We start from the raw sequence: 23,407 nt of genomic DNA, 5'->3' as shown, positions 1-23,407 counted from the left end.
TTTATTTTTTTGATATTGAGTGATGAACATGAGACAAGGATTTATACGTACACCAAGGATGCTAACCGGGCTCTTCTCCTTTTGGTTGTTATTATTTTTTGCCCCGATAGCAGTAGCCGAAAATGCGCCATCGAACGCGCTAAAGAGTATCGACTTTCGCACTAACAAAGATAAAGATGCAGTTATTGTTGTAGAGTTGGCTTCACCTGCGGCTATCGTTGATATTAAACGTGTACAGGAAGGATTGAGCATCGATTTACTGAATACTTCAGTAAAAGATGATCAACTTTACCTGCTTGACGTGAAAGACTTTGCCACGGTGGTCGATGATGTGGAAGTGTTTCGAGAGGTAGCAACTACTCGTCTCGTTGCACATATCAATGAAGAGTATACCCATGATTATCGTCTGAGCGGGCGTTATCTAGAAATCAAAGTCAGCAAGTTGAAGCCCAATGAAAAAGTGCCTGATGAAAGTATCTTAGAAAAAGAGGGCAAGCTGATTTCTATTAACTTCCAAGATATTCCAGTACGAAACGTATTGCAGCTCATTGCGGATTACAACCAATTCAATTTGGTGGTATCGGATTCGGTTGGAGGCAATCTAACGCTGAGACTTGACGGCGTGCCTTGGCAACAGGTTCTCGATATCATTCTGCAAGTAAAAGGGTTGGATAAGCGTGTTGACGGGAATGTGATTCTTGTTGCGCCGACCGATGAGCTTGATCAGCGTGAAAAGATGCAATTGGAAAAACAAAAGCTTGAAGAGGAAATGGGTGAGCTATCATCTGAAATCATCAAGGTGAATTTTGCTAAAGCGTCAGATATTGCGGAAATGATTAATGGGAATGGTAATATCAGTATGCTTTCAGGTCGCGGTAGCATGACTATCGATGAGCGAACCAACTCATTATTGATCCGCGAATTACCTGAAAATATTTCAGTTATCCGTGAAATCATTGAATCTTTGGATATTCCAGTGAAGCAGGTACAGATTGAAGCTCGTATTGTCACAATTAATGAGGGCAATATGGATGAATTAGGTATTCGTTGGGGCTTTAGTTCTATTAATGGTAACAACACGGTCGGTGGCTCTATTGAAAATAACCTAGCCACCATTGGCTTATACGATGGTGGTGATGGCGGAGATGGGGGCAGTAGTGTTGGAATTGATGACTTCCTGAACGTGAACTTAGCAGCCACTAACCCAAATGCAGCCAGTATTGCATTCCAAGTCGCCAAACTGGGGACTGATACGTTACTCGACTTGGAATTATCCGCGTTACAGCAAGAGTCGAAAGCCGAGATTATTTCTAGTCCACGCTTGATCACGACTAACAAAAAGCCTGCCTATATTGAGCAGGGGACGGAAATTCCTTACTTGGAGTCATCATCGAGCGGTGCAACCTCGGTTACCTTTAAAAAAGCCGTTCTCAGCTTGAAAGTCACGCCACAAATTACGCCTGATAACCGTCTGGTATTAGATTTAAGCGTGACGCAGGATAGACCTGGTCAGGTGGTGAAAACCGGGACGGGTGAAGCGGTCGCGATTGATACACAAAGAATTGGTACGCAAGTGCTGGTTAACAACGGTGAAACTGTCGTACTGGGTGGTATTTTCCAGCACAGCATTACCAACTCTGTCGACAAAGTACCATTACTCGGTGATATCCCTTTATTGGGGGCGTTATTTCGCCGAAGTTATGAAAATGTAGGTAAGAGTGAACTGCTGATTTTTGTGACGCCTAAAGTCGTAATTCAATAGTGGTTTTAAGTAAAAAAGGCGATTAGATAAAAAATAAAGTTGCATTAGTGGCACCATGCTTGGATAATTTCGGGTCTTATCACGAATTATCTGTGAGGAATTGGTGCCACAAGCTTGGTAGAACAGCGACTTAGCTGTATTTTCTTGTGGCGATCTTATTGAATCAATGTTGTAAATTACTGCTAAACATGGCTGAAAAACGTAATATTTTCCTTGTTGGCCCTATGGGCGCCGGCAAAAGTACAATTGGTAGACACCTAGCACAGCAACTGCATATGGAGTTCGTTGACTCTGATACAGTGATCGAAGAACGTACTGGTGCAGACATCGCTTGGGTTTTTGATGTAGAAGGCGAAGAAGGCTTCCGCAAGCGCGAAGAAAACGTGCTTGAAGACCTGACTCAAGAGCAAGGCATCGTACTTGCGACAGGTGGTGGTTCTGTAAAGAGCAAAGAGAACCGCAATCGTCTTTCTGCTCGTGGTGTTGTTGTTTATTTAGAAACGACGATAGAGAAGCAATTGGCACGTACTAACCGTGACAAGAAGCGTCCTCTATTGCAAACCGATAAACCACGTGAAGTATTGGAGCAACTTGCTGAGGAACGCAATCCTCTCTACGAAGAAGTGGCTGATTATACTGTTCGCACTGATGATCAAAGTGCAAAAGTGGTAGCCAATCAGATCGTAAAAATGCTAGAAGAGAGATAAGTCTTTATCTTTTTCAAATTGGAGCACACCGATGGAACGGATTACGGTCAATCTAGCAGAGCGTAGCTACCCAATCTCTATAGGCGCCGGGTTATTTGAGGACCCGGCGTACCTTTCTCAAGTTATCTCGAATAAGAATGCAAAGCAAAAAGTCGTTGTGATAAGTAATGTCACAGTCGCGCCTTTGTATGCAGAGAAAATTCTGCGCCAACTCGAACAACTTGGCTGCAATGCGTCCTTGTTAGAGCTGCCTGATGGTGAGCAATACAAAAACTTGGATGTGTTTAACCAAGTGATGAATTTCTTGTTAGAAGGTAACTATGCTCGAGATGTTGTCATCATCGCACTTGGTGGTGGTGTGATCGGCGATTTAGTCGGTTTTGCCTCTGCATGTTATCAACGTGGTGTCGACTTCATTCAAATACCAACCACGTTACTGTCTCAAGTCGACTCATCGGTAGGTGGAAAAACAGCGGTCAATCATCCACTAGGTAAAAACATGATTGGTGCGTTTTACCAACCGAAAGCAGTGGTTATAGATACCAATTGCTTATCGACACTTCCTGAGCGAGAGTTCGCAGCTGGTATGGCCGAAGTGATTAAGTACGGCATTATCTATGACGCAGACTTTTTTGCTTGGCTTGAAGAAAACTTAGAACGTTTGTACGCACTTGATGAAGCAGCGTTAACCTACGCGATTGCGCGTTGTTGTCAGATTAAAGCGGAAGTCGTTGCTCAAGATGAGAAAGAGTCGGGAGTTCGAGCGCTATTGAATTTAGGCCATACGTTTGGCCATGCGATTGAGGCCGAGCTGGGTTATGGTAATTGGCTTCACGGTGAAGCGGTGTCATCCGGTACCGTGATGGCAGCAAAAGCGTCTCAACTCCGAGGGCTCATCTCCGACGATCAGCTCGAACGAATCATTGCCATCCTACGCCGAGCTAAATTACCAGTACATACGCCGGATAGCATGAGCTTCGATGATTTTATTAAGCACATGATGCGTGATAAAAAAGTTCTCTCTGGTCAATTGAGATTAGTACTACCGACAGGTATTGGTTGTGCTGAGGTTATCGCTGATACGACACAGGAAGTGCTACAGCAAGCCATCGATTTTGGTCGGAATATTTAACTTTGTAATGGCGCCGATTTGGCGTCATTTTTTGTTGTTTATGCAGGTTGTTAGATGAGTGGTGCCCACGTTCTGGAATTAGAATCTCAAACCGAGTTACTCGATCGGTTGGGGTTGCTTACCAATTTTGGCTCTAGTTTGGTCGTGATCAATGGTCATGATGGCTATGGGAAATCTTGGTTAGCGCAACGATACCTTGAAGTACGTGCCAGTAACAAGAATCAATGTTTGCTACTTTGTCATAATAATCAAGATGATGAACAACATCGTATACTTATCTTAAACCAGTTAGTATCAGGTGCATTGTTTAATCAACAGGAGCCTTTGCTTGATAGTTTAGAGCGAATTGTCGCTGAAGATCATTGTGATATCGTTATTGTTGTGGACGATGCGCATCGATTGAGTGACGTCCTGATCTCAGAACTATGGATGCTGGTGCTACAAGCTCAACACAAGCCTAACTGGACGATTAACGTTTTGCTGTTTACGCAGTTGGGGCGTTTGGAAGGTGTGCTTTCTCGTCTTAGTTACGGGCAAGAAATGAAACCAGTAGAGCTCGACATCGACTTGCTATCCGAAGTGGAAGCTAGGCACTTCTTTGAGTCTTTAGTTGTTCGGTATGTCGATGATGATTCTGAAAAACGAGTTCGGGATGCATTTAAGAAGGTCGACCCTATACCGGGAGACATCATGGCATTGGGAGAGATGAAAGTGGAAAAACGCGTCGTTATTCGTTCAATCGTTGGTTCACCGCGTAACATCGTGCTGGTGGTCTTGCTGTTGTTGTTATTGGCTGTGGGAGGATATTGGTGGATGTTTAGCCAGCCAAGCCCTAATGATAAAATGCAACAAATTACCGGAAATCTAGAACAAACCGCTATTCCAACCCTATCCGAACCCACCGCTCAGAGCAGTGGTGCGGTAGCGTCATTGGCGGAAGACGATACAGACTCAACAATTGATGAAGCGACGGATGACTCTGATGCTCTTCCTCCAGCGGTTACCGATGAGGTTGCCAGTGTGGGAAGCGAAGACAGACATCAACGTGTGGTGATTGAATCTGACGTCGTGGATGCCTTGCTTGAGGGTAAAGCAGAGCAAGCGGATACAGATAATATTAAACAAGCCGTAACAGAGTCGAACTCTCAAGCTCAAAGTAGCTCTGGATCCTCGTTGATAAAAGTGGTGAAAACGGGTGAAGAAGCAGCAAAAGAAGCGAGCTCAACACCGTCAAATAACGCGCAAGCAACATCCAATACTAGCAGTCCAGCGGTTAAATTTTCGTTTGCCCGAGAGGAGTTAAACGCGCTTTCTCCACGAGCTTATACTTTGCAACTCGGGGCAATGACAAGAATGCAGGATGTACAGGCATTTCTCGATAAGCACCAATTGAATAATCAGGTTCGTGTTTATCCAACGATTCGTAGTGGGAAGGACTGGTACATCATTACGTATAAAGATTATCCAACCATTCAGCAGGCACGAGATGCGGTGGAAGCGTTACCTGATTCTCTTAAGTCAGTGAGTCCATGGGCAAAATCATTAGGACAAGTTCAGCGCGAAATTGAACGCGCGAAATAATCCTGAGCTTCGCAAAAAAATATGTTACATTCCGCAACCTTAATTTTTGGTCGATAGATAGAGCAGTAGATGAAAAAGCAACGTGCCTTTCTCAAGTGGGCTGGAGGAAAATACGGACTGGTTGAAGACATTCAACGTCATTTACCGCCAGCTCGAAAGCTAGTTGAACCTTTTGTTGGTGCGGGCTCTATTTTTTTGAATACGGATTATGATCAGTATCTGCTTGCTGATATCAATCCAGATTTGATTAATCTCTATAACCTACTCAAAGAGCGCCCTGAAGAATATATCACCGAAGCTAAGCGTTGGTTTATTGCCGAGAATAATCGTAAGGAAGCCTATCTGAGCGTGCGTGCTGAGTTTAATAATACCGATGACGTGATGTATCGTTCACTGGCCTTCCTTTACATGAACCGTTTTGGGTTTAATGGTTTATGCCGCTACAACAAAAAAGGTGGCTTTAACGTCCCGTTTGGTTCGTATAAAAAGCCTTACTTTCCTGAAGCGGAATTAGAGTTTTTTGCAGAAAAAGCTAAAAAAGCCACCTTTGTTTGTGAAGGCTACCCTGAAACGTTCCGTCGTGCTCGCAAAGGCAGTGTGGTTTACTGTGATCCACCGTATGCGCCACTTTCGAATACGGCAAACTTCACTTCGTATGCAGGTAATGGTTTTACACTAGATGATCAAGCTGCGCTGGCTGATGTTGCTGAACGAACCGCAACCGAGCGGGGGATACCTGTTCTGATCTCCAACCATGACACCACATTAACGCGTCGTTTGTATCACGGTGCGGATCTGAGTGTGGTCAAGGTGAAACGTACCATTAGCCGCAATGGCAACGGACGTAATAAAGTCGATGAGCTATTGGCTCTGTTTCAGGTCCCCGATTCATACCACCCGACATCTTAGCTCTCACACTATTTCATCTAAATAGTGGATCTCCCCACTGGCTTCGGTAGAATTGCGCGAAAATTGGTTTGCTGTTTTTGCTCATCACTACTGAGGTCAGGTATGAAAGATTTTCTTATTGCTCCATCCATTTTGTCTGCGGATTTTGCACGTCTTGGTGAAGACGTCGAAAAAGTACTTGCGGCGGGGGCGGATGTGGTACATTTCGATGTTATGGATAACCACTACGTGCCAAACCTGACTTTTGGTGCGCCTATATGTAAAGCGCTGCGCGATTATGGGATTACCGCACCCATCGATGTCCATTTGATGGTTAAGCCCGTAGACCGCATTATCCCTGATTTTGCTAAAGCCGGTGCCTCTATGATCACCTTCCATATTGAAGCGTCTGAGCATGTTGATCGCACACTGCAACTTATCAAAGAGCATGGCTGTAAAGCGGGTGTTGTGCTAAACCCAGCTACACCACTGGCAAGTCTTGAGTTCATTATGGATAAAGTTGATATGATTCTTCTTATGTCAGTGAACCCTGGTTTTGGCGGGCAGTCGTTTATTCCTCATACGTTGGATAAGTTACGTGCTGTACGTAAAATGATTGATGAGTCGGGCCGCGATATTCGTTTAGAAATTGATGGTGGCGTAAAAGTTGATAACATCCGTGAAATCGCTGAGGCAGGTGCGGATATGTTTGTCGCGGGCTCTGCGATTTTTGGTCAGCCAGATTATAAAGCGGTGATCGATCAAATGCGTGCGCAACTGGAAGAAGTAAAATAAGCCATTTAACTTGTTGATTCACAAGGTCGCGACTCGTTTGGCGGCCTTTGTCGTTTCTGGCGCCGGCAAGAAATAAAATATCCATAACGCTGAGCAAATAATCACTTGCCTAATTTGCGCCCTTTCTGTACTATTCGTGCTCCTTAAAACTCAGTCAATTATCTTTAGTTCCTTGCTTCCTCTGGACGACTGAGCCAATTGTGGAAGCTGAATAATCCGTAAGGAGCAACCCATGCGTCATTACGAAATCGTATTCATGGTGCACCCAGATCAAAGCGAGCAAGTTGCTGGCATGATCGAGCGTTACACTGGTTCTATCACTGAAGCTGGCGGTACTATCCACCGTCTAGAAGATTGGGGTCGTCGTCAACTGGCTTACCCAATCAACAAGCTTCACAAAGCTCACTACGTTCTAATGAACGTTGAAGCTGACCAAGCTGTAATTGATGAGCTAGAAACTGCTTTCCGTTTCAACGATGCAGTTCTACGTAACATGATCATGCGTACTAAAGCAGCGATCACTGAGCAATCTATCATGCTTAAGCAAAAAGAAGAGCGTGCTCCACGTCGTGAAGAGCGTTCTGAAGCTAAGCCTGAAGCTAAGTCAGAAGCTGCTGAGTAAGTTCTGTTATGACCAATCGAATGGAGCTGAGTGGCACCATTGCCAAGCCGCCCATTCGTAGTAAAAGCCCAAGTGGAATTGAACACTGTCGGTTTTGGCTAGAGCATCGCTCTACTGTTATCGAGGCTGATTTACCGAGACAAGTTTATTGTCGTATGCCGGTAGTTGTCAGCGGGGTGGGGTCACAAGCACTAACTCAGAATTTAGTACCAGGCAGTAACATTAAGGTAAGTGGTTTTGTTGCTTATCAAACTGGCCGAAATGGCGTAGGAAAATTAGTGTTACATGCCGACAACATTACTCAAATTTAAGATCAGGAGATAGCCCATGGCTCGTTTCTTCCGTCGTCGTAAATTCTGCCGTTTTACTGCAGAAGGCGTACAAGAGATTGATTACAAAGACGTAGCAACTCTTAAAAACTACATCACTGAAGCTGGTAAAATCGTACCTAGCCGTATCACTGGTACAAGCGCTAAGTACCAGCGTCAACTAGCACGTGCTATCAAGCGTTCACGCTACCTAGCTCTACTACCGTACACTGACAAGCATCAGTAATCGGTTCCGTTTATTAAGAAAGAGGATTAAGCAATGCAAGTTATTCTACTTGATAAAATCGGTAACCTAGGTGGTCTTGGCGATACAGTTAACGTTAAATCTGGTTACGCGCGTAACTTCCTTATCCCACAGGGTAAAGCAGTTATGGCGACTAAAGGCAACGTTGAAATGTTCGAAGCACGTCGTGCTGAACTAGAAGCTAAAGTTGCTGAGCAACTAGCTGCTGCTGAAGCTCGCGCTGAGAAAGTTAACGCTCTAGAAGCTGTTGTTATCGCTTCTAAAGCTGGTGACGAAGGCAAACTATTCGGTTCTATCGGTACTCGTGACATCGCTGACGCTATTACAGCGGCAGGCGTTGAAGTTGCTAAGAGCGAAGTTCGCCTTCCTGAAGGTGCTCTACGTACAACTGGTGAATTCGAAATCAGCGTTCAACTTCACTCTGAAGTTTTCGCTACTGCGAAAGTACAGGTTGTTGCTGCTGAGTAATTCAGTATCAAGACGAAATAGTAAAAAGCACCTCCTAGGAGGTGCTTTTTTTATGTCTGGGATCTGATATTTAGAGGGGGTTACTGTGTTGGATATTAGAACGCAAACAACAGGTTAACAGAAAAGATACTGTCCGCCTTGCTCAAACCTTCCGGCACTTTATCGTGGTATTGACGTGAATGAGTCAGTTTCAAAGCGATATCTTCAGTGATTTCATTAATTGCACTGATTTCACTATCTACATTGAGGTTACTTTTACCCGTAATCATAGTGATGTTGGTTGTAAAGCTTAAGTTATCTAATGCTTGCCATGAAGCGCTGACATTACTCCGAAAAATCCCTTCACGAACGATATCAGGGAAGATAATGTCGTCGTCATCGATCTCATCCAAATTTGGCTCTTGGTAGCGAAAACCAGGACCGACCTCAACTTCTAATGTGAAGTTTTGCGTGTAAGCAAACTGATAACCCAAACCACCGGATAAAGTATAGTCTTTGTAATACGCACTATAGCGAGAATCAACGCCTTTAAAGCTGCCATACAAGTAGGTTTTGGGGCCTAACTTGTAATCGCTTTGCATTGAGTAAGTAGAGGAACGCTTATCTTCCTCGCCGTCTTTATAAAGGTTGTAGTATTTCCACTCCCCATAAGAACGGTGTCGACCAGATGTATATTCAGCACTCAAACGAGCATTCAGGGAACGAGAGTCCGTGTTACCTGTGTGAGCTTGATAGCCAAACTCAACCTCGGTGCTGAGTGGATTAGGCGTATCAATATTTTGCTCTGGCTGTACTGATTCATTAGCATACGATGCTCCCATGCATAGTGCGCTAAAGCTAAGTAGCCAGTATCGGGACACATAAACCTCGAACGTTATTAACAGAAAGGGCATGATACTGATACAGATACTGACTTTGGTCAATGGTTGGTTAAATTTTATTAGATCTGGTGACCTCTAACCCATCATAAAAATCCGTTTTTCGGTGATATTTTGCGGGAAATACATTTGAAAGTCGCCGTTTACAGTGTTGTTTTTCCTCTGTGGGGGAGGTGAGAAATATCGACACTTTTTGGTTATTGTTATTCTGATTCTTAACAACTAATTTTCTCTTCAAGCAAGCATCTCAGATGGGTTAAGGTTATAATCCCCTGTTATCAGTAGTTATAGAGCAAAATCATGGCGGAAAATAGAAATCGCAAACCTTCAGACAGTCAGGTCGAAGCACTCAAAGTGCCGCCTCACTCATTAGAAGCAGAGCAATCAGTGATCGGTGGTCTCTTACTCGACAACGAACGTTGGGATACCGTCGCAGAGCGCGTTGTCAGCAGTGATTTCTACAGTCGCCCACACCGTCTTATTTTCGAGGGGGTAAAAACCATCCTCGAACAAGGTAAGCCGCTTGACCTGATCACGTTGTCGGAATACCTCGAGCGTCATGAGCAGTTAGACGATGTTGGCGGTTTTGCATACCTTGCCGACTTAGCTAAAAATACGCCAAGTGCGGCAAACATTAATGCGTATGCGGATATTGTTGCTGAGCGAGCAATCGTACGTGGTTTAATTGGCGTCGCCAATGAGATCGCGGATGCGGGTTATGATCCTCAAGGGCGGAGCTCTGAAGATTTGATTGACCTAGCGGAGAGTAAAGTATTTGCTATCGCTGAGTCTCGAACTAGCGAGAACGAAGGGCCGCAAAATGTCGACAACATCTTGGAGAAAACCTTAGAACGGATCGAGTTGTTGTATAAAACGCCACAAGATGGCGTCACTGGTGTTGACACCGGATTTACCGACCTCAACAAGAAAACCGCTGGTTTACAAGGCTCTGACTTGGTTATCGTTGCCGCACGTCCTTCGATGGGTAAAACCACTTTTGCGATGAACTTGTGTGAAAATGCAGCCATGCAACAAGACAAACCGGTACTGATCTTTTCACTAGAGATGCCTGCAGAACAGTTGATGATGCGTATGTTGGCTTCCCTTTCTCGTGTTGACCAAACCAAAATTCGTACAGGTCAGCTTGATGATGAAGATTGGGCAAGGATATCTTCTAGTATGGGGATTCTCATGCAGAAGAAGAATATGTACATCGATGACAGCTCAGGTTTAACACCAACTGAAGTTCGTTCGCGTGCCCGTCGTGTTGCACGTGAACATGGCGGTTTATCCATGATCATGGTCGACTACCTACAATTGATGCGAGTCCCTGCGTTAACGGATAACCGTACTCTGGAAATCGCAGAAATATCTCGCTCGCTTAAGGCGCTCGCGAAAGAATTGAATGTACCTGTTGTTGCACTATCCCAGTTAAACCGTTCCCTAGAGCAACGATCGGATAAACGACCAGTGAACTCAGATTTGCGTGAATCAGGCTCTATCGAGCAGGACGCGGACTTAATCATGTTTATCTATCGTGATGAGGTTTACCATCCAGATAGTCCATACAAAGGTACGGCTGAAATCATTTTGGGTAAACAGCGTAATGGTCCTATTGGCTCGGTGCGCTTGACATTCCAAGGACAGCACTCGCGTTTTGATAATTACGCTGGTCCTGCGTTTGATATTGATGATGAGTAATGCAATGAGTTATATGAAAGCAGCTAGGGCATGCATTGATTTATCGGCGCTGCAGCACAACTTACAAAGAGTTAAAGCTCAAGCACCAGATAGCAAAGTGATGGCGGTAGTGAAAGCCAATGGTTATGGGCATGGATTGCGTCATGTGGCAAATAGCGCCATGGCTGCGGATGGCTATGGTGTGGCACGAATCGAAGAGGCACTGCAGTTAAGAGCCTGTGGCGTCGTGAAACCGATCTTGTTGCTCGAAGGTTTTTATTCATCAGGCGATTTACCAGTTTTAGTGACGAATAACATTCAGACCGTAGTGCACTGTGAGGAGCAAGTCATCGCACTTGAGCAGGCTGAATTAGACAATCCGGTGGTCGTTTGGCTCAAGATCGACAGTGGGATGCATCGTTTAGGTGTGCGCCCTGAACAATTTGAACAACTGACATCGCGACTGAATGAATGTGTGAATGTTGCCAAACCGCTGCGTTACATCAGTCATTTTGGCTGTGCTGACGAGTTGGAAAGTGATATTACCCTACAACAAATTGAGTTGTTTAATTCTTTAACTGCGGGCTGTGAAGGGGAACGCTCACTGGCTGCATCATCAGGGTTACTCGCATGGCCACAAAGTCAATTAGATTGGGTTCGTCCGGGAATCATCATGTACGGTGTTTCTCCGTTTGATGATAAAACCGCTCAAGAGCTAGGTTATCGACCGGTGATGACTCTGAAATCTCACCTTATCGCCGTTCGCGAAGTGAAAAAGGGAGAGAGCGTCGGTTATGGTGGTCTGTGGACCAGTGAGCGAGACACCCAAGTGGGGGTTATTGCGATTGGCTATGGCGATGGTTACCCTAGAACCGCCCCGAATGGTACACCCGTTTGGGTCAACGGACGCAAGGTTCCAATCGCAGGGCGAGTTTCAATGGATATGCTTACCGTTGATTTAGGACCTGATGCCACGGACAAAGTCGGTGATGAAGCGATACTTTGGGGTAACGAGTTACCCGTAGAAGAAGTCGCGAACCACATTGGCACCATTGCCTATGAGTTGGTCACCAAACTCACGCCTCGCGTTGATATGGAATATTCCAAATAAATAATCAGAACCGAAGTAGAAGCAACTTTCATTAGGCTAATCCAGTTAAAAAACTTATCGGGATTAGCCTTAAATTTATCTTTTTACTCGTTACTCACCATTGATGGTCGCAATAATACGGCGACTGCCGCCAAAGTCGCGATGCTCTCCCAAGTAAATTCCTTGCCAGGTTCCTAGTGCTAACTGGCCATTTTGGATCGGAATTGTCACACAGCTGCCAAGTGTTGATGCTTTAATGTGTGCGGGCATATCGTCATCCCCTTCATAAGTATGCTGATAATACGGCGCTCGCTCAGGGACGAATTTATTGAAATGGGATTCCATATCGGTACGCACGGTTGGATCCGCATTTTCATTTAGGGTCAAACTAGCGGAAGTATGTTGAATAAATAGGTGTAACAAACCTACTGAAAGTGAGTTGATTTGTGGCAGTTGTTGTTCAATTTCATCAGTAATTAAGTGAAACCCGCGATGTTTTGCTTTTAAATGTAATGTTTTTTGCGCCCACATAAGTCTTCCTTTGGACATTTCTAATTTGGCGTCTATCCTATTCCAATTAGAGCCTGTTAAAATGTAGAACATTTATCATAGGCGAATGGTAGAAAACAGGCTAGCTAACGTGACCTAACTCAATGCGAGGGTATGCGCTCTCGGTCATAATTGGCGACTGAAAATAAATTACAAAGACTTGTTTTGTGGCCAAATGCCCAAACATCTCAATAATATTCACTTTTTTGCTAAATCGGGGATTCCGCAGTTTCGCTAGACTGTAAGGAATGGAACCTACTGTAACATCGGGATAAATACCATGTTGAAAAACATCAATCCAACGCAAACACAAGCGTGGAAAGCGCTTACTGCGCATTTTGAATCTGCGCAAGATATGGACCTTAAAGCGCTATTTGCTCAAGACGCTGCTCGTTTTGACAACTATTCAGTCCATTTTGGCGCTGATATTCTGGTCGACTATTCAAAAAACCTCATCAATGAGGAAACACTTAAGCATCTATCGCGCTTGCGAAAGAAACTGAGCTCAAATCTGCAATTGAAGCGATGTTCAGTGGTGACGCTATCAACCAAACGGAAGGTCGCGCGGTTCTTCATACTGCTTTGCGTAACCGTTCCAATACGCCAGTTCTTGTTGATGGCGAAGATGTGATGCCAGCAGTGAACGCAGTTCTAGAGAAAATAAAATCGTTCACTGAGCGTGTTATCGGTGGTGAATGGAAAGGTTACACAGGTAAAGCGATCACGGACATCGTTAACATTGGTATCGGCGGTTCTGACCTAGGTCCCTACATGGTGACAGAAGCTTTGGCGCCATACAAAAACCACCTAAACCTACACTTTGTTTCGAACGTTGATGGTACACACATCGTTGAAACCTTAAAGAAGGTTGATCCAGAAACTACGCTGTTCTTGATTGCATCTAAAACATTTACGACGCAAGAAACCATGACGAACGCACACTCTGCTCGTGATTGGTTCCTTGAAACAGCAGGCGATCAAGCTCATGTGGCGAAGCACTTTGCCGCGCTTTCAACTAACGCGACTGCAGTTTCTGAATTCGGTATCGATACCGATAACATGTTTGAGTTCTGGGATTGGGTTGGCGGTCGCTACTCGCTTTGGTCTGCTATCGGTCTTTCAATTGCACTTGCAGTAGGTTACGACAACTTTGTTGAGCTACTTGATGGCGCACACGAGATGGATAAGCACTTCGTATCAACAGAGCTAGAAAGCAATATCCCAGTAATTCTTGCGCTTATCGGTATTTGGTACAACAACTTCCATGGCGCAGAGTCGGAAGCTATCCTACCTTATGACCAGTACATGCACCGTTTCGCGGCGTACTTCCAGCAAGGCAATATGGAATCAAACGGTAAGTACGTTGACCGAGATGGCAACGCAGTGACTTACCAAACTGGCCCTATCATCTGGGGTGAGCCAGGCACTAACGGCCAGCACGCGTTCTACCAGCTTATCCACCAGGGTACTAAGCTGATTCCATGTGATTTTATTGCACCGGCTATTAGTCACAACCCAACCAGCGATCATCATCAGAAATTGATGTCGAACTTCTTTGCACAAACAGAAGCCCTTGCGTTTGGTAAGAGTGAAGAAACAGTAAAAGAAGAGTTGGTTCTTGCAGGTAAAGGTGCGGAAGAAGTTGCGGCTATTGCGCCGTTCAAAGTATTTGAAGGTAACCGCCCGACTAACTCTATCTTGGTTAAGCAAATCACACCTCGTACTTTAGGTAACCTGATCGCGATGTACGAACACAAGATTTTTGTACAAGGGGTAATCTGGAATATCTTCAGTTTTGACCAATGGGGCGTTGAGTTAGGCAAGCAGCTAGCTAACCAGATCTTGCCAGAGCTAGCTGATGACGCTCAAATCAGCTCACACGATAGTTCAACCAACGGTTTGATCAATGCATTCAAAGCTTATAAAGCATAATGTTTGATTGGGTTACTACTAAAAAGACCAGCCATAGGCTGGTCTTTTTGTTGATATTTATTGCGCTTTTAGGCTTGGAACCGGGCTATTCGAAGCAGATTTCGATAAAAGCGTTGCCCCATTGAGAGGTAAACGGCATGATGATGATAGAACCCTCACACTTGTGACGGATTGTATGACCTTTGCCTGATACCACGACAGGTGTCGCCATATCAAAATCGAAACCGCTCTCTGCCAGAATACGTTTCGCCCCACCTGTAACCATGTTGGTGATTTCACCAACCATGTCAGTGACTTCTTCATTGAGCCCATTTGGTCGCTCACCAAGCATATTATGCATGATTTCAAGTGCTAGCGCTTCATCAAAGGTAATCGACATGGAGCCACGTGTTTGTGGACCAACCATGCCAATAAGACCAGAAACGTCACCACGTGCGATCTCATCTTTTTTGATTCGAGGTTTTTGTGGCTTCAGCTCAAGAGAAGCCATGGTTTTTAGAACATTCATTAAAGAAGCTAAAAACGGATTTACAAATTCAGCACGCATAATTTCTTCTATACTTTTTCTTTCGTCTTAGACGAACACGCTTGGCACTCGCCATGGGTTTCAATAACTTGATTAGTTAGTTTGAATCCAAGCTTTTCTGCATTTTCTGCGAGTAAGGATATCAATGTCTCATCTTCGAGTTCAACGACATCACCACATTTATCACAAATAAGCAGTTGGAAAAAGTGTTGCTGGTTATTAAATGAACAACAGGTGATAAAACTGTTGGTGGACTCTACTCTGTGAATGAAGCCTTGTTCAAGAAGAAAATCTAACGCTCTATACACCGTCGGCGGCTTAGCCTGAGGCTCACTGACTTTTAATTGTTCTAACAACTCATACGCACTTGAGGCACTGCGGCTCGAGCAGATGAGTTCAAAAACTCGTCGGCGTTGCGGAGTCAATCTAACCCCACGCTCTGCGCAAATATGTTCAACTTGTTCAATGATTGTTGGACTCAAACCTTCCACCATAATTATCCGAGTAATATATTTCTATATACGAAGATGATATTCGCTTAGAAAAACTCATTTTACCTGCTATCAGATCGAAAATCATGAGATAAAGTCAGTTGAAAGCAATTGGCAAGGTAAGTGGTGTCACAAAATAACATAACGATAGTGATATGTAGCGACTCTGAACGGGTTACGCGTGAGGAAATGTGAGGCATTGTCTCGGATACTGGCACCTTGAAGTGACTGGGTATACAATACCCGACTTATTTTTTGAGCGAGCCGTTACGCTCAACCTTGGCAATATAAAAAGGGTGTTTAAATCATGACTCATTCGTGCAGGCTCTCAGTAGCTCCGATGCTTGACTGGACTGACCGTCATTGTCGCTACTTCCATCGCTTAATGACTAAAGAAACCCTACTGTACACTGAGATGGTGACCACAGGGGCGATCATTCATGGAAAAGGAGATTTTCTTGCTTATAACGAAGAGGAGCATCCCATTGCCCTTCAGTTAGGTGGTTCGAATCCGGAGGATTTAGCCAAATGTGCCAAGCTCGCGCAAGAGCGTGGCTATGATGAGGTTAACTTAAATGTCGGTTGCCCTTCAGACAGAGTACAAAATGGCCGCTTTGGTGCTTGTTTGATGGCAGAACCACAATTGGTCGCAGATTGCGTTGCGTCAATGAAAGATGTGGTTGATATCCCCGTCACTGTTAAAACGCGAATTGGTATTGATGAGCAAGATTCTTATCAATTCTTGACGGACTTTATCTCAATCGTGTCCGAGAAAGGTGGTTGTGAGCAATTTACTATTCACGCACGCAAAGCTTGGTTGAGTGGCCTGAGTCCGAAAGAGAACCGTGAGATTCCACCACTGGATTACCCTCGCGCTTATCAATTGAAGAAAGACTTTTCGCATTTGACCCTCGCCATTAATGGTGGCGTCAAGTCATTAGAAGAAGCAAAGGAGCATCTTCAACATCTGGATGGCGTCATGATCGGACGTGAAGCATACCAAAGCCCTTATATACTTGCGTCAGTGGACCAAGAACTGTTTGGCTGTGACTCACCGATTAAGAAGCGCAGTGAAATTGTCGAAGAAATGTATCCGTATATTGAGGCTCAATTGGCAAAGGGTGCATACCTTGGTCATATTACACGTCATATGCTGGGGTTGTTTCAAAGCATGCCAGGTGCTCGTCAGTGGCGTCGCTACATCAGTGAAAATGCTCATAAACCAGGCTCGGGACTAGAAGTATTACAAGCCGCATTGGCAAAAATCCCCAAAGAGCTGAATGTGTAAAATTCACCATAGATTGGTCACAATCACCAATATATAAAAATAAAGCTAGAGTGTGTTATTCACTCTAGCTTTATTTTTATATTAAGATCAGTAGGTTGGATGTTTTATAATAGTTGGTACGGAAACTGCTCTAAATGATTAGAAAATGATTGGAGAAATGATTATGTTAGAGCTGATCTTTATTTTAGTTTTTATCGCAACTTTACTTGTTACAGGTATCACTATGATGACGGTTTTTGTTGCTACAGGTATCGCTTTGGTCGTCATGTTCTTGCTGGGCATGCTTGGTATGGTTTTTAAGTTATTGCCTTGGTTAATCGTAATAGCCTTAGGTATTTGGTTTTTTAAAAGTGTTGTCGCTCAACCACGCTACAAGTAACGAGATCTTGGATTTATTTGATAGGGCTGACTAAGAATATGATACTATTTACGTACAATAACGATATGCAAGCATCTTGAAGTCGCTTGTTTAAATGGGTAAACCCTCAGTTATCTCGGAGTAAATACGACAATGACAAATAAAGCGACCATCGCTTTAACAGCACTATCGTTAGCCGCGTCTCTTCCTACTTTTGCGGGGAATTCTGTAACCACAAAAGCTGGTGCAGAAGTGTGGTTGGCAGACACAAAAGTAAATGAAGTAAGAAGAGAGCGCCATACTACAGGATCTTTCTATGCATCAATTGAACACGGTGTAAAATACGTTCCGAATGCTCGCCTGCGCTACTCTAGTATCGATGCCGACTACATGGGGTTCGATAAATTGGATCTTACGTTGTATTACCAATTATTAGAGCATGACTTGCTGCATTTTGATGCGGGGATTAGTTTCAGTGATTTAAGTGACACAAAGTACATTAATGCCGCTGACGATAGCAACTCAGATTTCGATAAGTTTGTTTGGGCATGGTATGGCTACGCTGAGATTAATGTTCCCGATACTCACTTTGACGTGATTGGTGAAGTAAGCTTTGGTGATAACCATGGTATCAAGAGTACAGATTTCATTGCGGGTGTGCAGTATCGGCTCCCCTTAAACGCCTCTCAGCTTGCTTTCAAAGGTGGGTATCGTGTCATTGACCTCGAATCAGAAACGTTTATATCCGATTTAGGGAAAGAGTATATTTTTGCCGATGGCTTCTTTTTCGGTGCTGAGTATCAGTTCTAAAGTCTATTCTCCAAAGCGGATGAAAGTGCTGCCTGTCGGGTATTTTAAAACGTCGCATTATAAGCGACGTTTTTTTATACCACTTTATTATATCTCCTCAATTTTTTTCCCTCTTTTCTTCAGTTAGACCATGCTTATCTAGGATCAATATGAAAGTTAGAGCAGGGATGGCGATGACCGTAAATGAATTAAGACATCTATTTCGTGAAAACCAGCTTGTCGAGGCGATTATTGAGCCATCTATTCAAGAAGGAGGATGGGTTGTGGAGTTCAGGCATGCACGGGGTGGTTTCGTGCTTTTAACCGACAGTCATGGTGAAGAATGTCTTTATGAAGACTTAGACACGGCTTCAAAATCGGCGATGGCGGTGGGCTTTCAGCAAGTCCGAATTGAAGACCGTTGAGCAAATTATAGGCCATGCTTACTTCCAAAAAGTTATAAAACATTCACTTCTATTCTTTCTTGTTATTAAAGAGAGTGGGTACTCTATCGTCACGCAATGAATAGGGATGTCGTGACAATGTCTTTCCAAAAGAATGAGTATTCTCGAAATAATATGTCTGAAAATAACAACGGGCAAACTGGAGCCTCTCCAATTTTAAGCCCGCTGAATGACCAACAAATCAACTCACTTCAACAAACTGTCTCAGAACTGTCTTCACAACAACTTGCTTGGGTGAGTGGATATTTTTGGGGGTTAGCGCAACATCAAACGAGTGCCGCAGCGACGCCCGTTGCTCAAGCTGGATTAGCAGTATCTGCTCAGCCAGCAGGTAAGCTGACTATCATTTTTGCTTCTCAAACCGGTAATGCCAAAGGGGTTGCCGAAGCGTTGGAGCAAGAAGCAAAAGCAGAAGGGATTGCCGTTGAATTGTTTGATGCCAGTGATTACAAAGGTAAGAATCTCGCTAAAGAGACGCATGTAATCATCGTCGCTTCGACGAATGGTGAAGGTGAAGCCCCAGACAACGCAATTGAGTTGCATGAGTTTTTGCAATCTAAAAAAGCACCAAAGCTGGAAAATCTACAATATGGCGTGGTTGCGCTTGGTGATTCGAGCTATGAGTTTTTCTGCCAGACAGGTAAAGACTTTGATGCTTATTTGTCAAAATTAGGTGCAAAACCTTTTATTGATCGTATTGATTGTGATGTTGATTATGAAGCCGAGGCTTCAGAGTGGCGAAAAAATGCTTTAGCAAAAGTGAAAGAGACACTGTCGACTGGCAATGAAGCGGACGTCGTGCAACTCCCTGTGGGTCAAGCTGCGACAGCGCATTCTCAATACAGCAAGCAAAACCCGTACACCGCGACATTACTGACCAGTCAAAAAATCACCGGTCGTGATTCAGGTAAAGATGTCCGTCACGTTGAGATCGACTTAGAGGGCTCAGGTCTCACATATCAGCCAGGTGATGCGCTAGGTGTATGGTTCGAAAACAGCTCCGAATTGGCAAACGCCATTCTTGGTAAAGTTGGATTGTCTGGTGTGGAAACCGTTGACGTTGATGGTGAAAGCTTATCGGTTCACAGCGCCCTAGTTGGTAAGTATGAAATTACGACATCAAACCCTCAACTGGTAACTAAGTTTGCCGAGTTATCGGGTAGCAAAAAATTACAAAAGCTCGTTGAAGATAAAGATAAGCTCCGTGAGTACGCCGCTACCACTCAGATTGTTGACGTTCTTTCAGAGAAGAAAACCAAGCTCACTGCCGATGAGCTGGTAGGGTTACTTCGTCGCTTGACACCGCGTCTGTATTCAATTGCATCAAGCCAAACAGAAGTCGATGAAGAAGTACATTTGACGGTAGGCCTGGTTGAGTACGATCACAACGAAGAAAAACGTTACGGTGGAGCGTCTAGCTTCCTGACTCAACGACTAGAAGAGGGCGGAGAAGTAAAAGTCTTTATTGAGCATAATAATAACTTCAAACTTCCAGAAGATAATAATACACCTATTCTAATGATTGGTCCTGGTACCGGTATTGCGCCGTTCCGCAGTTTTATTCAAGAGCGTGAAAACCGAGATGCGGAAGGTAAGAGCTGGTTGTTTTTTGGCGATCGCACTTTCACACAAGATTTCTTGTACCAGGTGGAGTGGCAGAAGTATCTAAAATCGGGCGCGTTAAGCCGATTGGATGTTGCTTTTAGCCGTGACCAGGCGGAAAAGGTGTACGTACAGCACCGCATTCTAGAAAATGCTGCACAAGTATGGCAATGGATTCAGGACGGTGCATATATCTACGTGTGTGGAGATGCAACACGTATGGCTAAAGATGTCCATGACGCACTTATTATCGTTGCTGAGCAGGAAGGTAAAATGCCTCGCGACGATGCTGAACAATTTATTAATGACTTACGTAAAGCGAAACGTTATCAAAGGGATGTGTACTAATGACTTTTTCTATTGAAAATAATAAGCAGGTTGTATTAGGCGAAGAGTTAGGAACACTGTCAGATAACGAGCGCCTTAAAGGTCAAAGTAACTTACTACGGGGAACCATAGAGCAAGATTTACAGGATCGCATAACGGGTGGGTTTACGGCAGATAACTTCCAACTGATTCGCTTCCATGGTATGTATCAACAAGATGATCGTGATATTCGTAATGAGCGAACCAAGCAAAAACTGGAACCGCTTCATAATGTGATGCTTCGTGCTCGTATGCCTGGCGGTATCATTACTCCAAAACAGTGGTTAGCGATTGATAAGTTTGCGACGGAGCACTCTCTATATGGAAGTATCCGTCTGACTACACGCCAAACGTTCCAGTTCCACGGTGTACTGAAGCCAAACATCAAGTTGATGCACCAAACGCTGAACAGTATTGGTATTGACTCTATTGCAACGGCGGGTGACGTTAACCGTAACGTGTTGTGCACTACTAACCCTGTAGAATCTGAGCTTCACCAAGAAGCGTATGAATGGGCGAAGAAGATCAGTGAGCATCTTCTACCAAAAACGCGCGCTTATGCTGAAATTTGGTTAGACGGCGAGAAAGTTGAATCAACAGAAGAAGACGAGCCAATTCTTGGTAAAAACTACTTACCACGCAAGTTTAAGACAACCGTTGTCATCCCTCCACAAAATGATGTGGATGTGCATGCGAACGACCTGAACTTTGTCGCTATTGCTGATAATGGAAAATTAGTTGGTTTCAACGTGCTCGTTGGGGGTGGTCTGGCAATGACGCATGGCGATACGTCCACTTACGCTCGTCGTGCGGATGATTTCGGTTTTGTTTCTCTAGACAAGACACTCGATGTTGCAGCAGCAGTTGTAACAACTCAGCGTGATTGGGGTAACCGTTCAAACCGTAAGAACGCCAAAACTAAGTACACGCTAGATCGTGTCGGTATTGATGTTTTTAAAGCCGAAGTAGAAAAGCGTGCTGGTATTCAGTTTGAAGCAAGTCGTCCTTATGAGTTTACTGAACGGGGCGACCGCATTGGTTGGGTAGAAGGTATTGATGGCAAGTTCCACCTAGCAATGTTTATCGAAAATGGTCGCTTATTGGACTACCCAGGTAAGCCACTAAAAACGGGTGTCGCTGAAATCGCGAAAATTCACAAAGGTGATTTCCGCATGACAGCTAACCAAAACCTGATTGTTGCTGGGGTGCCGGCTGATCAAAAAGAGCTGATCGAGAAGATCGCTCGTGAGCATGGCTTAGTGGATGATAGCGTCAGTGAACAGCGTAAAAACTCAATGGCGTGTGTGGCGTTCCCGACCTGCCCTCTTGCCATGCTGAAGCCGAACGTTTCCTACCTCAGTTTGTAACTGATGTAGAAGGTATCCTAGAAAAACATGGTTTACCTGAAGGCGACAACATCATCCTGCGTGTTACTGGCTGTCCAAATGGCTGTGGCCGTGCAATGCTGGCTGAAATTGGTTTAGTCGGTAAAGCTCCAGGTCGTTATAACCTTCACCTAGGTGGTAACCGAGCGGGTACACGTATTCCGAAGATGTATAAAGAGAACATCACTGACAAACAGATACTAGAAGAGATTGATCAGCTCGTAGGCCGTTGGGCCGCTGAGCGTGAGGCTGGCGAAGGATTTGGTGATTTTGCAATTCGCGCTGGCATCATTCAAGAAGTCAAAGTATCTAAGAGGGATTTGCATGCTTGATTCTGTAGCTTCCAAACCGGAGCTGGCAGAGTTGCTGACATTAACAAAGACGGAGCAAATCCTCCGTCTTGCTCAAATCAATGTCGAACTCGAACAGCTTTCGGCACAAGAGCGAGTAAAATGGTCGTTGGAAAACTTAGCTGGAGAGTTTGCGGTCTCTTCAAGCTTCGGTATCCAAGCGGCAGTTATGCTCCATCTTGTCACCCAAGTAAAACCAGATATGCCTGTGATCTTAACTGATACGGGGTATTTATTTGCGGAAACGTATCGCTTTATTGACGAGTTAACCGAACAGCTTAACCTCAATCTAAAAGTATTCCGAGCAAAGGAAAGTGCTCAATGGCAGGAAGCTCGCTATGGAAAACTTTGGGAGCAGGGTGTTGAAGGGATCGAAAAATATAATAAGCTCAATAAAGTTGAGCCAATGCGCCGAGCGTTAAAAGAGCTGAATGTCAGCACTTGGCTTTCCGGTTTACGCAGGGAGCAAAGTAAGTCTCGTTCAGGACTGCCAATATTGTCTATCCAAAATGGTGTGTTTAAGTTCTTACCCGTTATCGATTGGACAAATAAAGACGTTCATTACTATTTAGAGCAGCACGGACTCTCATATCACCCTTTATGGGATGAAGGATATCTTTCTGTAGGCGATACACATACAACTCGTAAGTGGGAGCCGGAATGTCAGAAGAAGAAACCCGTTTCTTTGGTTTGAAACGAGAGTGTGGCCTCCACGAAGATGATGGTTCTGAACAGGATGGTTCTGGTATATAACTTCAGAGCGCCCCCTATTAATAAAGAAAGCTGCTGTTAAGCAGCTTCTTTATTAATAGGGGATAAAAGCACCTGTTTGGGATAGTTTTGTGGATAACTTGTTTATTGCTTTGGGGTAAAGTTGGATAAATAAGGGTTTGATCGAAAACTCATCGTTTAACCATTATTTTTGCAATTTTTGAAAAATAACGCTTGCCAACGTGAGCGCGATCTCTATAATGCCACCTCGTCGACAGGGCAAGGGCTCACAAGGGTTCAAGCAAAGTTGACAAGGCCAATAAGTAAAACGAAATAATTTGAAAAAGTGTTTGACACTAAAAATTATCTCGCTAGAATGGCCGCCTCTTCCGAAGTGGTGTGAGTCACAAAGAAGAGCGC

21 protein-coding genes and 3 pseudogenes are annotated in these 23,407 nt (G+C 44.3%); 20 read left to right on the top strand and 4 right to left on the bottom strand.

Annotated elements, in window-relative coordinates; translation table 11 throughout:
* Positions 1-22 precede the first annotated feature (22 nt).
* The 10 genes from SU60_RS05650 (at position 23) to rplI (ending at position 8,528) form a co-directional block, all read left to right on the top strand.
* Entirely contained in the window at positions 23-1,762 is a 1,740-nt protein-coding gene (locus SU60_RS05650; protein WP_041154711.1) for a type IV pilus secretin PilQ, read from the top strand.
* Between the two features lie 188 nt (positions 1,763-1,950).
* Positions 1,951-2,469: a shikimate kinase AroK gene (gene aroK / locus SU60_RS05645; protein WP_041154710.1), complete on the top strand. Its 519-nt coding sequence runs from the start codon at positions 1,951-1,953 to the stop codon at positions 2,467-2,469.
* 31 nt (positions 2,470-2,500) lie between these two features.
* A complete protein-coding gene (gene aroB, locus SU60_RS05640) occupies positions 2,501-3,601 on the top strand; it encodes a 3-dehydroquinate synthase (protein ID WP_041154709.1) in 1,101 nt (366 codons plus the stop codon).
* 54 nt (positions 3,602-3,655) lie between these two features.
* Entirely contained in the window at positions 3,656-5,182 is a 1,527-nt protein-coding gene (locus SU60_RS05635) for an AAA family ATPase (RefSeq protein ID WP_041154708.1), read from the top strand.
* A 69-nt stretch (positions 5,183-5,251) separates the two neighbouring features.
* Positions 5,252-6,091, top strand: a complete 840-nt coding sequence (locus SU60_RS05630) for a Dam family site-specific DNA-(adenine-N6)-methyltransferase (RefSeq protein ID WP_041154707.1) — start codon at positions 5,252-5,254, stop codon at positions 6,089-6,091.
* 102 nt (positions 6,092-6,193) lie between these two features.
* The gene (gene rpe, locus SU60_RS05625; RefSeq protein WP_041154706.1) at positions 6,194-6,865 is read left to right on the top strand and encodes a ribulose-phosphate 3-epimerase; all 672 of its coding nucleotides are present in this window, start codon (positions 6,194-6,196) and stop codon (positions 6,863-6,865) included.
* 232 nt (positions 6,866-7,097) lie between these two features.
* The gene (rpsF, locus tag SU60_RS05620; protein ID WP_041154705.1) at positions 7,098-7,487 is read left to right on the top strand and encodes a 30S ribosomal protein S6; all 390 of its coding nucleotides are present in this window, start codon (positions 7,098-7,100) and stop codon (positions 7,485-7,487) included.
* Between the two features lie 8 nt (positions 7,488-7,495).
* A complete protein-coding gene (gene priB, locus SU60_RS05615; RefSeq protein ID WP_041154704.1) occupies positions 7,496-7,798 on the top strand; it encodes a primosomal replication protein N in 303 nt (100 codons plus the stop codon).
* 16 nt (positions 7,799-7,814) lie between these two features.
* On the top strand, positions 7,815-8,042 hold the full coding sequence (gene rpsR / locus SU60_RS05610; protein WP_000090472.1) for a 30S ribosomal protein S18: 228 nt from the start codon (positions 7,815-7,817) through the stop codon (positions 8,040-8,042).
* 33 nt (positions 8,043-8,075) lie between these two features.
* Complete coding sequence (gene rplI, locus SU60_RS05605; protein WP_041154703.1) at positions 8,076-8,528, top strand: 50S ribosomal protein L9; 453 nt, start codon at positions 8,076-8,078, stop codon at positions 8,526-8,528.
* A gap of 95 nt (positions 8,529-8,623) precedes the next feature.
* On the opposite strand, the gene SU60_RS05600 is transcribed toward rplI, so the two are convergent.
* Complete coding sequence (locus tag SU60_RS05600) at positions 8,624-9,388, bottom strand: DUF481 domain-containing protein (protein WP_041154702.1); 765 nt, start codon at positions 9,386-9,388, stop codon at positions 8,624-8,626.
* A 318-nt stretch (positions 9,389-9,706) separates the two neighbouring features.
* Here SU60_RS05600 and SU60_RS05595 point away from each other — a divergent pair, with 318 nt between their 5' ends.
* Positions 9,707-11,107, top strand: a complete 1,401-nt coding sequence (locus tag SU60_RS05595) for a replicative DNA helicase (RefSeq protein WP_041154701.1) — start codon at positions 9,707-9,709, stop codon at positions 11,105-11,107.
* A gap of 4 nt (positions 11,108-11,111) precedes the next feature.
* Entirely contained in the window at positions 11,112-12,197 is a 1,086-nt protein-coding gene (gene alr / locus SU60_RS05590) for an alanine racemase (RefSeq protein WP_041154734.1), read from the top strand.
* Between the two features lie 90 nt (positions 12,198-12,287).
* Here the strand turns inward: alr and SU60_RS05585 are convergent, their stop codons facing one another.
* Positions 12,288-12,707, bottom strand: a complete 420-nt coding sequence (locus tag SU60_RS05585) for a secondary thiamine-phosphate synthase enzyme YjbQ (RefSeq protein WP_041154700.1) — start codon at positions 12,705-12,707, stop codon at positions 12,288-12,290.
* Positions 12,708-13,005: 298 nt separating this feature from the next.
* On the opposite strand from SU60_RS05585, the pseudogene pgi reads away from it, so the two are divergent.
* A pseudogene (gene pgi, locus SU60_RS05580) lies at positions 13,006-14,657 on the top strand (glucose-6-phosphate isomerase).
* Positions 14,658-14,742: 85 nt separating this feature from the next.
* Here the strand turns inward: pgi and SU60_RS05575 are convergent.
* Complete coding sequence (locus SU60_RS05575) at positions 14,743-15,204, bottom strand: chemotaxis protein CheX (protein WP_041154699.1); 462 nt, start codon at positions 15,202-15,204, stop codon at positions 14,743-14,745.
* An 8-nt stretch (positions 15,205-15,212) separates the two neighbouring features.
* Positions 15,213-15,677, bottom strand: coding sequence for a zinc uptake transcriptional repressor Zur (zur, locus tag SU60_RS05570; protein WP_041154698.1), 465 nt, complete (start codon positions 15,675-15,677; stop codon positions 15,213-15,215).
* Positions 15,678-15,981: 304 nt separating this feature from the next.
* Here zur and dusA point away from each other — a divergent pair, with 304 nt between their 5' ends.
* The 7 genes and pseudogenes from dusA (at position 15,982) to SU60_RS05535 (ending at position 23,029) form a co-directional block, all read left to right on the top strand.
* Entirely contained in the window at positions 15,982-16,962 is a 981-nt protein-coding gene (gene dusA, locus SU60_RS05565) for a tRNA dihydrouridine(20/20a) synthase DusA (protein ID WP_041154697.1), read from the top strand.
* 163 nt (positions 16,963-17,125) lie between these two features.
* Positions 17,126-17,341, top strand: coding sequence for an envelope stress response protein PspG (gene pspG / locus SU60_RS05560; RefSeq protein WP_041154733.1), 216 nt, complete (start codon positions 17,126-17,128; stop codon positions 17,339-17,341).
* A gap of 132 nt (positions 17,342-17,473) precedes the next feature.
* On the top strand, positions 17,474-18,130 hold the full coding sequence (locus SU60_RS05555) for a TIGR04219 family outer membrane beta-barrel protein (protein ID WP_041154696.1): 657 nt from the start codon (positions 17,474-17,476) through the stop codon (positions 18,128-18,130).
* A 173-nt stretch (positions 18,131-18,303) separates the two neighbouring features.
* The gene (locus SU60_RS05550; RefSeq protein ID WP_041154732.1) at positions 18,304-18,534 is read left to right on the top strand and encodes a hypothetical protein; all 231 of its coding nucleotides are present in this window, start codon (positions 18,304-18,306) and stop codon (positions 18,532-18,534) included.
* Positions 18,535-18,651: 117 nt separating this feature from the next.
* Positions 18,652-20,523, top strand: coding sequence for an assimilatory sulfite reductase (NADPH) flavoprotein subunit (locus tag SU60_RS05545; RefSeq protein WP_041154695.1), 1,872 nt, complete (start codon positions 18,652-18,654; stop codon positions 20,521-20,523).
* Positions 20,523-22,258: pseudogene (cysI, locus tag SU60_RS05540) on the top strand (assimilatory sulfite reductase (NADPH) hemoprotein subunit). Before SU60_RS05545 ends, cysI begins: the two are co-directional and overlap by 1 nt.
* A pseudogene (locus SU60_RS05535) lies at positions 22,251-23,029 on the top strand (phosphoadenylyl-sulfate reductase). Before cysI ends, SU60_RS05535 begins: the two co-directional pseudogenes overlap by 8 nt.
* Positions 23,030-23,407: the final 378 nt, after the last annotated feature.

The sequence above is a fragment of the Vibrio mytili genome (genome assembly GCF_000830505.1).
GTDB classification, from domain to species: domain Bacteria; phylum Pseudomonadota; class Gammaproteobacteria; order Enterobacterales; family Vibrionaceae; genus Vibrio; species Vibrio mytili.
The sequence above is the reverse complement of the archived record's forward strand: the minus strand, read 5'-3'. Positions and strand labels throughout refer to the sequence as shown.

Bases quoted from the DNA above. Each gene is read 5' to 3' on its own strand.
- SU60_RS05650 (WP_041154711.1), top strand. From the start codon at position 23: ATGAACATGAGACAAGGATTTATACGTACACCAAGGATGCTAACCGGG.
- aroK (WP_041154710.1), top strand. From the start codon at position 1,951: ATGGCTGAAAAACGTAATATTTTCCTTGTTGGCCCTATGGGCGCCGGC.
- aroB (WP_041154709.1), top strand. From the start codon at position 2,501: ATGGAACGGATTACGGTCAATCTAGCAGAGCGTAGCTACCCAATCTCT.
- SU60_RS05635 (WP_041154708.1), top strand. From the start codon at position 3,656: ATGAGTGGTGCCCACGTTCTGGAATTAGAATCTCAAACCGAGTTACTC.
- SU60_RS05630 (WP_041154707.1), top strand. From the start codon at position 5,252: ATGAAAAAGCAACGTGCCTTTCTCAAGTGGGCTGGAGGAAAATACGGA.
- rpe (WP_041154706.1), top strand. From the start codon at position 6,194: ATGAAAGATTTTCTTATTGCTCCATCCATTTTGTCTGCGGATTTTGCA.
- rpsF (WP_041154705.1), top strand. From the start codon at position 7,098: ATGCGTCATTACGAAATCGTATTCATGGTGCACCCAGATCAAAGCGAG.
- priB (WP_041154704.1), top strand. From the start codon at position 7,496: ATGACCAATCGAATGGAGCTGAGTGGCACCATTGCCAAGCCGCCCATT.
- rpsR (WP_000090472.1), top strand. From the start codon at position 7,815: ATGGCTCGTTTCTTCCGTCGTCGTAAATTCTGCCGTTTTACTGCAGAA.
- rplI (WP_041154703.1), top strand. From the start codon at position 8,076: ATGCAAGTTATTCTACTTGATAAAATCGGTAACCTAGGTGGTCTTGGC.
- SU60_RS05595 (WP_041154701.1), top strand. From the start codon at position 9,707: ATGGCGGAAAATAGAAATCGCAAACCTTCAGACAGTCAGGTCGAAGCA.
- alr (WP_041154734.1), top strand. From the start codon at position 11,112: ATGAGTTATATGAAAGCAGCTAGGGCATGCATTGATTTATCGGCGCTG.
- SU60_RS05585 (WP_041154700.1), bottom strand. From the start codon at position 12,707: ATGTGGGCGCAAAAAACATTACATTTAAAAGCAAAACATCGCGGGTTT.
- SU60_RS05575 (WP_041154699.1), bottom strand. From the start codon at position 15,204: ATGCGTGCTGAATTTGTAAATCCGTTTTTAGCTTCTTTAATGAATGTT.
- zur (WP_041154698.1), bottom strand. From the start codon at position 15,677: ATGGTGGAAGGTTTGAGTCCAACAATCATTGAACAAGTTGAACATATT.
- dusA (WP_041154697.1), top strand. From the start codon at position 15,982: ATGACTCATTCGTGCAGGCTCTCAGTAGCTCCGATGCTTGACTGGACT.
- pspG (WP_041154733.1), top strand. From the start codon at position 17,126: ATGTTAGAGCTGATCTTTATTTTAGTTTTTATCGCAACTTTACTTGTT.
- SU60_RS05555 (WP_041154696.1), top strand. From the start codon at position 17,474: ATGACAAATAAAGCGACCATCGCTTTAACAGCACTATCGTTAGCCGCG.
- SU60_RS05550 (WP_041154732.1), top strand. From the start codon at position 18,304: ATGACCGTAAATGAATTAAGACATCTATTTCGTGAAAACCAGCTTGTC.
- SU60_RS05545 (WP_041154695.1), top strand. From the start codon at position 18,652: ATGTCTTTCCAAAAGAATGAGTATTCTCGAAATAATATGTCTGAAAAT.